Genomic DNA, 9,520 nt, shown 5'->3' on the forward strand with positions numbered 1-9,520 from the left:
AATAGCAGGATGCGGCTCATTTTGATTGGCAAGGACGCTCAGCCACCGCGTCGGTCGGGCATGTATTCCATGCCCGACCTTCCCTGGTCCGGGCGATGGCGTCGGGCATGAGTACCTGCCCGACCTACGGAATCCGGGAAGTTATTCACGGCCACATCCTAACCAAGTGGTTCATAACCGCCGGTAAACCTCGCTGGCTTCGAGGCTTTGCCGGAAGCTGGCCCCGTCCAGCCGCCGCCGGGTTTCGCTATTCAACAGATAATCGTGCGCGGCCCGCAGCCGTTCCAGGTCCAGCGCCTTGGCGGCGGCGTCGGCGTGGTCGCGGTAGTACAGCGGATAATCTGGCCCTAAATATTCCTCCACGGCGGGATGGCGGTTGACCAAAATAGGCGTGGCCCGCGCCAGGCATTCGATCACCGCGTTGTTGGCGCTGGCGTCGTAGAGGTCTAGAAAAACGATGTTTTCGGCCAGCAGGCGGTCGTATTCGTCGTTGGGAAGATGCGCCACCGCTTGGGTGTTGGCGGCGTGTTCCGGCGCGGGGTCGCCCCATTCCCGGCCTTCGCGGCGGCGCAGCTTGTCGAGATAGTCCGCCGACCCCGCCGCGTAGTTGGGGACCAGCCGCAGCTTGGTGTAGCCCAGGGCGTTGCCGTGGGGAATCGGCAGCCGGTCGATGGCGGTCAGCCGCCGCAGCCACCAGCCCACTTGCACGATGCGCTTGGCGGGATTGGCCTGGAAGCGCTCGAAGTCGAAGAGTTGTCCGGGAATTTCGGTGGGATGGTGGACCACCGACACCGGCTTGCCCGTGGCCTCGCGCAGCCAGTCCGCCGCGTATTCGGACAGGGCGAACAGGCCGACACAGGTAGCGAGGCTTTCCCGCCAAACCGGCTTGGCGAGGATGGCCTGGGGCGATTCGTCCGGGTGGAACCAGTCCGGCATCTGGTGCGGGTTGTGCAGGAAGCCCACCCAAGGCTCGCGGTAGGGAACGATGCGGCGCTCTTCCGAGGACAACCGGAATTGGAACACCGGGCTTCTCAGAGCAAACAGCAACTCGGCGTTGGGGCGGATGCCGGAACGCGGATGCTCCCAGCCGAAGGGGTCTTCCAGGAAGCCCTCGAACCGGACGCCTTCGCTATGGTGCAAGGGGTACAGGGCTTCCATGGCATACCGCCAGCCGCTACGGTGGTGGGTGCGTTCATAGCGGCTGGCGAAGCGCAAGCGGCCACCGGGGTTGTCGGGGAGATCGACGGGTTCCGGCGGAATCCCGGCCACTTCCCGCAGCAGTCGGACTTCCCGTTGCGGCCCCTCGTCGGCGGGATTGTTTTGCAAATAGCCGTCCAAGTGTTCGACCGCCGCCCTGAACTCGCCCTGCAACACCAGCGCGTAGGCCAAATAGCGATGGGCGTCTGGGTGGTCCGGTTGCAGGCTCAGCGCCTTTTCCAATTGCGCCACCGCGATCCGGCCCTGGTTCCGGTCCAGCCAGGCCCGGCCCATCAAATAGGCCGCCTTGGCGGGGTCGATGTCAGCCTTCGAATTCATGGCGCTCGCCCTGCAAAAATTCCATGATCCGCCGCCGGGTCCGCGCCGAGGGCCGACCCGCGACCGCCGCCCGCAGATTCGCCAGCACCGCTTCGGCATCGCCGGAGGACTGATACCGCCCCGCCACTTCCAGCGCATAAGCCGCCAGCCGCTCCCGGCTTTTATTCACCAGCAACTCGGCCCGGTCGGCGGGCAGGTGGCGGGCGGCGATGTCCAGCGCGGCGAAGGCGTCGCGGATCTGCTCGCCGGTGCGGATCAGGCGGGAGGTCTCGGCGGTTTCGTCGCGGCCCACGCCCACCAGAAGTTCAGGCACGTAGAACACCGGGTAGCGGGTCGCGATCCGGGTCCACATCTCCCAGTCGAAGGCGGACTGTGCGTCCGGGCAGAAACCGCCCAGGGTTTCGTAGACCTCGCGCCGCACCGTCATCGCCGAAAACTGCACCCGGCATTCCAGAGCGATGCGCTCCAGCCAGTCCTCGATGACGCCCGGCGTTTCCCGCTCCGCCCAGGAATGCCACAGCAGCAGTTCGGCGCGGGCGGTGCTGACGATGCTCTGTTGGCAGAAGGCCGCGCCGACCTCCGGGGCCGACTCAATGCCTTGGCGCAGCGCTTGGTAAAAACCCGGCTCCACCCAGTCGTCGTCGTGGAGGATGTGGACCCATTGGCCCCGCGCCCTAGCGATACACGCGTTGAAGATGTGGGGATGGCCGACCCGTACCGGCAGCGGGAAGAACCCCACCCGCCCACCACCAACCCACACCACTTCCGCGCCGATGGCCGCTTGCCGTTCGGCACCGCTGAAATCGCAGACCACCTCGATCTGCATGGCCTCGTCGGCCTGCCGCAGCACGCTGGACAGCACCCGCTCGATGGTCTGGGGGCGCTCATACACGCTCACCATCACCGACCAGAACGGGCGTTCCTCCCCGTCCGACAGCGGGGCGATGGCCGGAAACTCCGGGGCCGGGGGCAACGGCTCCTCGGCCCGCATGATGCCCAGTTCGCGCAACTGGGCGGTGCCCTCGAACCGCAGCGAGTGGTCCGGGTGGTAGAGCACCAGGTTCTCTTCCTCGTCCAGCCGCCGCTGGTACGCCTTGTATTGCTCGGCGCCCATGGCGTGGACTTCCCGTTTGGCTTCCTCGCGGGCGTAGCCCAAGAAGCTGGCGAAGAACTTGAAGTGCAGCAGGCATATCTCGTGCGTGGCATGGTGCCGCACGGCGATATTGCTCAAATGCTGGCCGGGCGCCAGCACCACGTCCGGCTGGTAGCGGAGCAGGACCGATTTGGTCAGCAGGTAATCGTGCTTGGTGGGAAACACCCGCTGCCGTGCCCCGCCGAAGTAAAGGTCTTGGCTGCGGTAGGGACCGCTCTCTTTCAGAAGGGTGTGGTAGAACTTGCGGTCGAAATATTGGCACAGGCTCAAGGGGTCGGTGCCTTCCTGATAGCGGGTCTCACTGACCGGGCGCTGGCCGTAGAGATCGAGCAAAAGGCCGGTGGCCACCCGCTTGTCGCGGCGGTCCAGGTCGCGGCAGAAGTCCTTCAAGCTGCGCCGGGGCGAGCCCTCGAAAATCATGAATTCATCGGAATCCAGGGTCAGGCACCAATGCCCCACGCCGTAGCGGCGCAGCAATAACTCGAACCAGGACGAGCCGAAATTGGCCCGCTTGAAGGACAGTTCCGAACACCAGACATGCACGCCGGGCTGTTGCAGCAGCCATTCCACGCTGCCGTCGGTGGAGCCGTTGTCGATGACGAAGAAGCGGTCCACGCCGAGCTGGCGGTAATACTCCAGGAAGAAGGGCAGCCGGGGCCGTTCGTTGCGGGCGACGAGGCAGCAGAGGATTTCATCGGGACCGATGTCCAGGCAGCGCTCGTCGCGGCGTTCCAGCCCGTAGCAGGCGTAGGCGTCGTCCAGGGTGCCCTGCTCTTCCAGCGCCGTCATCAGCATCTTGTGCAGTTCCGAGGTTTCCATGAAGTGCAGGAAGCCCCGGCGGCAATGGGTGATGAGGTCGTCCCAGCGGCGCATGTGCAGGTAGACCCGCGCCAGTTCCAGATGGGCTTCGAGGTAGTTGGGGTCCGCCGCCAGCGCCTTTTCCAGGCTGACTACGGCTTGTTTATAGCGGCCCCGCTTCAGCCAGCCCAAGGCCATGCCATGATGGCCTTTGGCTTGGCGGCTATCGGCGGGGTCGGGGACACGCGCTTGGGTCGTCATGGGGTCTCGCTGTGGTGGATTGCCAGAAAGCTTTCGAGGGCTTGTTGATGGGGCGCGAACCAGTCGCGGAGCCGCTGTTCGGTCTCCGGCACCATCGGCGGGTAACGGCCCTCGTTTTCCCGCTTGGCGTCCTCGGGCACGAAAGGCGGCAGGCCGAGGAAGGCAAACACCCGGCCCAAGGTGCCAGGCATGTCTTCGGCCAGTTCCGAAGACCGCAAGATTAGGAGTTGTTCCCGTGGGAAGTAACACAGCCAGCGCTTCAGATGGGGCAGGGCGGCGCTGCGGGTTAGGATGGAATTCGGTGGCGCATCGGTGTCGGGAGCGTCGAAGTCCAACGGACAAGCGGGCAGGGATTCGAGGTCGGTGGCCACGATGTCCTCCCAAGTCCGGCTTTCCCAACCCAGCCGGACATACATCCGATACTCCGAATAGGCCCGCGCCACGGGATCGCGCAGCAACAGGATCAACTTGCCGGTAGGCATGGCCTGGGCGATGCGCCCCGGCGCCTCCGGGTGGGTGAAGTAGGTGGTCGAAGCCTCGCCGGTGATTTTAGCCGCGCCGAGCGGTGTTGGCGGAAACAAGGCGCGATACCACGCTTCGCCAGCGCCGTAGTGTTCGGACCAGAATTGCGGCTCCTTAAGCAGGGGCGGCTCGATGCGCGGATGGGCGCACAGGGATTTATAGAGGGCTGTCGTGCCCGCCTTGGCCTGGCCGATCATCAGGAATTGCGGCGGCTTTGATGGAATCTCTTCCGCGCCAGTGGTCCAGGCTGGCCCGTGGCGGCGCAACCAGTGCTGGGCGGCGGCTTGCCGGAACAGGTTTTGGGCCGCCTCGGGCCTACCGAGCAGGGTTTCCATCCAAGCCAGAAAGATAATGGCTTCCGCCGCCGTAGGCTGGCGCTCAACGATGACGCGGAGTGCCTGAGCACGAGCCTCGGTTGCCAACGGTGCGGTGAGCAAGTCCCAAGGGAAGGGAATCGACGCCAGAATCTCCGGCGAGGCAGTAGCGGCCGCTTGGATAATGGCGTCAACGGCTTCGTCCGCACGGTTTTGCCGCAGTAGGCAATGGAACAACGCATGGCGGGCGCCTCGGCAGTCGGGCGCCAATGCCAGGGCTGTTCGGAGGACTTTTTCCGCCTCTGCCAGGCAATCCTCGGCGAGCAGGCACTCGCCTAGTCCCCAGTAGGGCCAGTGAGCCTCCGGGGCGAGCCGCACGGCGAGCCGGAAATTCGGCTCGGCCGGGGCGGGGTCGCCACGGCGCAAGTGGGCCAGCCCGAGATGATGATGAAGGGACGCATGGCTGAATCGGCCCTGGGCCAGCGCCGCCTCGAAGTGCATGATGGCCCGGTCGTAATGTCCGGCTGAGGCGTGGGCCAACCCCGCCAGGGCATGGCACCCCGGGCCGATCACGGGGGTCGACGCCAGCCTTTCCAGCAGGCGCAATGCGTAACTAGCCTCCCATCCGCCCGCAGCGCCTCTTCGTTCGACATACTGGCGGAACTTCGAGGCTATCGGATAGCGTAGCCGAACCATTTAGAAGCCCTGGCCCTGGATGAATTGCCGTTCGTCGCGGGCGAGCAGGCAACCTAGGGTTTCGTCCGGGTCGGGGATGCGGGCTTGAATGGTCATGGGGATTCCCCGTTGAGATTTGCCAAAAAAAGTTGGAGTTCTTCTTGATGGCGCGCGAACCAGTCGCGGAGCCGCTGTTCAGTGGCGGGCGCCATCGGCGGATACCGGCCCTCGTTCACCCGCTTGGCATTCCCTGTCGCAAAGGGCGGCAGGTCGAGGAACGTGCAGACGCGGCGCAGGGTTCCCGGCAGGTCGCCCGCCAGTTCCGTGGTCCGCAGGATCAGCAGTTGCTCCCGTGGGAAGTGGGCCAGCCAGCGTTGCAGGTGGGGCAAGGCCGCGCTACCGAGCAGGTAGGAGAAGGCGCCCGGTCGCCATAGGCGGTCAAGCGCCTCGGTCTTCAGCGGACAGCAGGGGAAAAGCGCCAACTCTGTGTCCACGACCGCCTCCCAGGTCCGTTGTTCCAAACCGTGCCTGACATGCATCCAATAATGCGAATAGGCCCGCGCCACGGGATCGCGCAATATTAGTACCAGCTTGATGTTGGGCAGGGCATGGGCGATGCGCCGGGGCACGTCCGGGTGATAGAAGTAGGTGGCCGTGGCATCTCCCGTGATCCGCGCAGAGTCACGGGGCAGCGGCGGAAAATGGGCACGGTACCAGTCCGCGCCGACGGCGTAAAAACGCGACCAGAATTCCGGTTCCTTAATTAGGGGCGGAATGAAGCGCGGATGGTCGCACAGGTGGGTGTAGAGGGCCGTCGTGCCCGCCTTGGGCTGGCCGATGATCAGGAAGGACGGTGGCTTGGAGTCGGCGCTGTCTTTCCCCGCCGCCCGCGCCCGTTGGTAGAAGTCCGGCCAGCGCAACGCGGAGGCTTGGCGGAGCCGGGCGGTGGCCTGCTCGTGCCGACCTAGTAGAGCCTCCATCCGGGCAAGAAAGATTATGGCCTCATCCGCTTCTGGATGACGCTCGACAACCGCTTCCAGCGCTTGGACGCGATTGAGGGTTGCCAGCGAAACAGTGGTGAGCAGATACCAGGGAAAAGGGACCGGCAACGGTTTAAGTCCCGGTTCCACCGCAGCGGCGACGTCGATAAGGTGGTCGATGGCTTCGCCCGCACGATCCTGTCGGCACAGGGAGAATGCCAGTTGATGACGCCACCAGCGCTCGTCCGGCCTTAATTTCAGCCCTTTCCGCAAGACCTGTTCAGCCTCCGCCGGGCGGTCCAGGGCCAGCAGGCAATCGCCCAGCGCCCAGCAGGGCCAATGTTCGTTGGAGGCCAACGCCATGGCGCGCCGCAAGCATGGCTCGGCGCCAGCGGGATCTCCGGCCCGTAGGCGGGCGAGTCCCAGGCGGTGATGCACCGCCGCATCCCAGGACCGGCCCCGGGCAAGGGCCGTTTCGTAGTGTGCGATGGCTCGGTCGTAGCGTCCGGCGGCAGTTTGGAGGAGTCCTGCCAGAGCGTGGCCGTTCGCCCCTATCACCGGCAGTCTTGCCAGTGTCTCGAACAAACGCAGAGCGCCATTCGCGCGCCAGCCCCCGGCTTTCCCGACGGTTTCGGCCCAACGGGCCAAGGCAGCCCGGAGTTTTCCGATTAAGCGAAATCGTAAACCGGCCATCTAAGCATCCTGAATGAATCGCCGGATCGCCCCCGGCACGCTGGGAACGGCACCGAGCTGGATTTCGTAGGCGGGGATGCGCCGCACCATTTCCACCAGCGCCCGGAAAGCGTGCTGGGCGTTGCCCGGCAACTGAAACAGCGTGCTGGGCGCCAAGGCTTTAAACGCCAGCGCGGACGACGCCGGGACGATCCGGGTGTCCGCCTGGTCCACGATGCGCGGCACCAGGATGGCCTTCACCGGCATGTCAGGGATCAGCTTCTCCGGGAAATGCTCGTGCAGGAAGATCATCGCCTTCTCGCCCTCGTCCTCCTCGCTGTCGCTGACCCGGTCCAGATTGCTGACGCAGCCCCTGAGTTGCGGGAAGCGCTCGACATCGCTGAGGCGCTTGAGCTTGACCGTGTTGTAAAGGCTGTAAGCCTTGGACGCCACGGGGTCGATGGCGGTGTAATCGTCGCCGATAATGCCCAGTTCCGACAGCACGCAGGCCAGCGTGGTGGTGGACTTGCCGCTGCCGCCCTTGCCGGTCAGCAGGACGCCGCCCTCCGAAGAGCCAATCGCCGCCGCGTGGACGAAGTAGCGGCCTTGCCGGGCCAGCCACCAGTTGAGCAGCACGGTGAGCGGATAGCCTTTCTCGTAATAGGGGATCGAGTCGGCCTGTTCCACCCAATAAATCGCCCGGTCGCGGGCGGTGTCGAGGACGCTCAGGATATCCGGCCCCAAGTGGAACACCGAGCGGATGCGTTCGCCGTTCATGTTCTTGATTTCGCGGCGGCCCTCCAGATGCTCCCACCAGCGCAGCCGCAACAAATCGACGAAGCGCCCGGCCAGGAACGGCAGGGGCGTGCCGGTCGATTCCGAGTCGAACAGCTCGATGGTGAAATCGGGTTCCGCCGGGTCGGACACCTCGAGATGGGCGATGGCCGGGACGATGGCCGGCATCAAGGCCGCGCCAGCGAAACGCAGGCGCAGCTTGAACCCGGCGACGCGATAATCCCGCGCCACGACGCCCGCCCGGCCACCGGCGCGGGCGAAGCCCGCAGCCAGCGTGTCGAAGAAGGCGAGTTGGTCGGCCGCGTGGGCCGCGCTCATTTCACTTGCGGCCATCCGGCTTCCTCGTCGACTTCGTGGATGGGATCGACCAGCAGCAGGGCTTCCATGTCGGTGTATTTTTGCAGGACGGGTTCGGCGAAGGCCGGGGCGTCCGCCGCCGGTTCCGCGCTCTCGACGGCGGGACCGGCCTCGGCGGCGGTCACGCTGACCAGTTGTTCCGCGTGCAGCTGCTCCACAAAGCGCTGCACCGTGGCGGCGATGTTGTCGCGTTCTCCGGCAAAGCTCGCCGCCGCCTTGGCGACCAGGCTTTCCAGGCTTTGGCCGTCGCCGCCCAGCCAGTCCCAGACGCGGCCCCCCACGCCGTCGAAGCTGTAATAGGTGCCTTTGTCCAGGTTCACCACCACCACTTCGTTGTCGATGGTCTCGTGCATGATGTTCGGCAGGTCAGTGCGATAAATTTCGGGCATGGGTAATCTCCGGGGAAACACGCTCGGGTTGGGGTTTAGGGATTAATGGGGCGCGTCAGACGCCGGGCCACGATTGCGGCGCCGGTCCAAGGCCATTTTCAGCACCCGCAGCCGCTCGGATTGCTCGTGGGCATGGGTGAGGTTGAGGTTGGAACGGTGCAGGCGGCGCCGGTACAGGGTTTGTTCCAGCATGACCGTCTTGAGTCCGCGCTCACACAGCCGGGCGTACCAATCCATATCGACGCCGACCCGCAGCGCCGGGTCGAACGGACCCACGGCGTCGAACGCCGGGCGGCGGATCAGGAGGGCGCAGGCGATGGGCGCGGGCTGGATTTTCCCGGCCAGATGGCGGAGCCGGGCCGCGGCTTCGGCGTCGAGTTCGGGGCTGATGAATTGCTCGGCGTGGCCGTAGACCGCGTCGGTTTCCGGCGCATTCCGAAACGCCGCCATCTGCCATTGGAGCTTGTCCGGCAGCCACAGGTCGTCGGAATCGAGGAAGGCGACGAACTCGCCCGAGGAACGGGCCACCCCGTGATTGCGGGCCGCGCCGATGCCCTGGTTCTCCTGCCGGACATAAGTCAGCCGGCCGACGAAGGGCGCGAGGACTTGCGCGGTGGCGTCGGTCGAGCCGTCGTCGATGACGATGAGTTCCAGCGCGGGATAGGTCTGCGCGAAGGCGCTCTGGACGGCCTCGACGATGTAGTCGGCGCGGTTGTAACTGGGAATGATGACGCTGATGAGGGGGTTCGGCATGTCGGGCTGGATCGGGGGCTTATGATTTTTTTGAATAAACTCGGCGATCTGGCCAGCCCAGCGGGATGTCAGGCGTAACCAGCCCGCCCCACTTAATTAATAGGGTATCAGCCCTTCGAGTTATATCAAACTAAATGCGTCTCGCGAAAAAGAAGCGCAACGGCAGGGTTGCCGCCCACCACGACCAGTACTGCGATTGCGGGAGCGGTTGCCAGCGGGCGTACAACCAGTGGTTTTCTAAACCGTGGGGTGCCCGTGTAAGAATTATGCGGGCCTGTTCTGGATTGGTCACGGTGCGCATTTCTTGATGCGCGT

At 65.0% G+C, this 9,520-nt stretch carries 8 protein-coding genes; all 8 read right to left on the minus strand.

Annotated elements, in window-relative coordinates; translation table 11 throughout:
* Positions 1-171: 171 nt before the first annotated feature.
* A complete protein-coding gene (locus tag ACXWUF_RS12610; RefSeq protein WP_458495023.1) occupies positions 172-1,536 on the minus strand; it encodes a tetratricopeptide repeat protein in 1,365 nt (454 codons plus the stop codon).
* Positions 1,520-3,748, minus strand: a complete 2,229-nt coding sequence (locus ACXWUF_RS12615; RefSeq protein WP_458495024.1) for a glycosyltransferase family 2 protein — start codon at positions 3,746-3,748, stop codon at positions 1,520-1,522. The genes ACXWUF_RS12610 and ACXWUF_RS12615 overlap by 17 nt, the downstream gene beginning before the upstream one ends.
* The gene (locus ACXWUF_RS12620) at positions 3,745-5,157 is read right to left on the minus strand and encodes a sulfotransferase domain-containing protein (RefSeq protein ID WP_458495025.1); all 1,413 of its coding nucleotides are present in this window, start codon (positions 5,155-5,157) and stop codon (positions 3,745-3,747) included. The genes ACXWUF_RS12615 and ACXWUF_RS12620 overlap by 4 nt, the downstream gene beginning before the upstream one ends.
* Before the next feature lie 215 nt (positions 5,158-5,372).
* Positions 5,373-6,824 carry a tetratricopeptide repeat-containing sulfotransferase family protein gene (locus tag ACXWUF_RS12625; protein ID WP_458495026.1) on the minus strand — a complete coding sequence of 484 codons (1,452 nt, stop codon included), beginning with the start codon at positions 6,822-6,824 and terminating at the stop codon, positions 5,373-5,375.
* 108 nt (positions 6,825-6,932) lie between these two features.
* On the minus strand, positions 6,933-8,039 hold the full coding sequence (locus ACXWUF_RS12630) for a hypothetical protein (RefSeq protein ID WP_458495027.1): 1,107 nt from the start codon (positions 8,037-8,039) through the stop codon (positions 6,933-6,935).
* Positions 8,021-8,452: a PqqD family protein gene (locus tag ACXWUF_RS12635; RefSeq protein WP_458495028.1), complete on the minus strand. Its 432-nt coding sequence runs from the start codon at positions 8,450-8,452 to the stop codon at positions 8,021-8,023. The genes ACXWUF_RS12630 and ACXWUF_RS12635 overlap by 19 nt, the downstream gene beginning before the upstream one ends.
* A 42-nt stretch (positions 8,453-8,494) precedes the next feature.
* The gene (locus ACXWUF_RS12640; protein ID WP_458495029.1) at positions 8,495-9,205 is read right to left on the minus strand and encodes a glycosyltransferase family 2 protein; all 711 of its coding nucleotides are present in this window, start codon (positions 9,203-9,205) and stop codon (positions 8,495-8,497) included.
* 130 nt (positions 9,206-9,335) lie between these two features.
* A partial coding sequence (locus ACXWUF_RS12645) for a hypothetical protein (protein ID WP_458495030.1) occupies positions 9,336-9,520 on the minus strand: 185 nt, incomplete at its 5' end.

This window comes from Methylomagnum sp. (genome assembly GCF_054333355.1).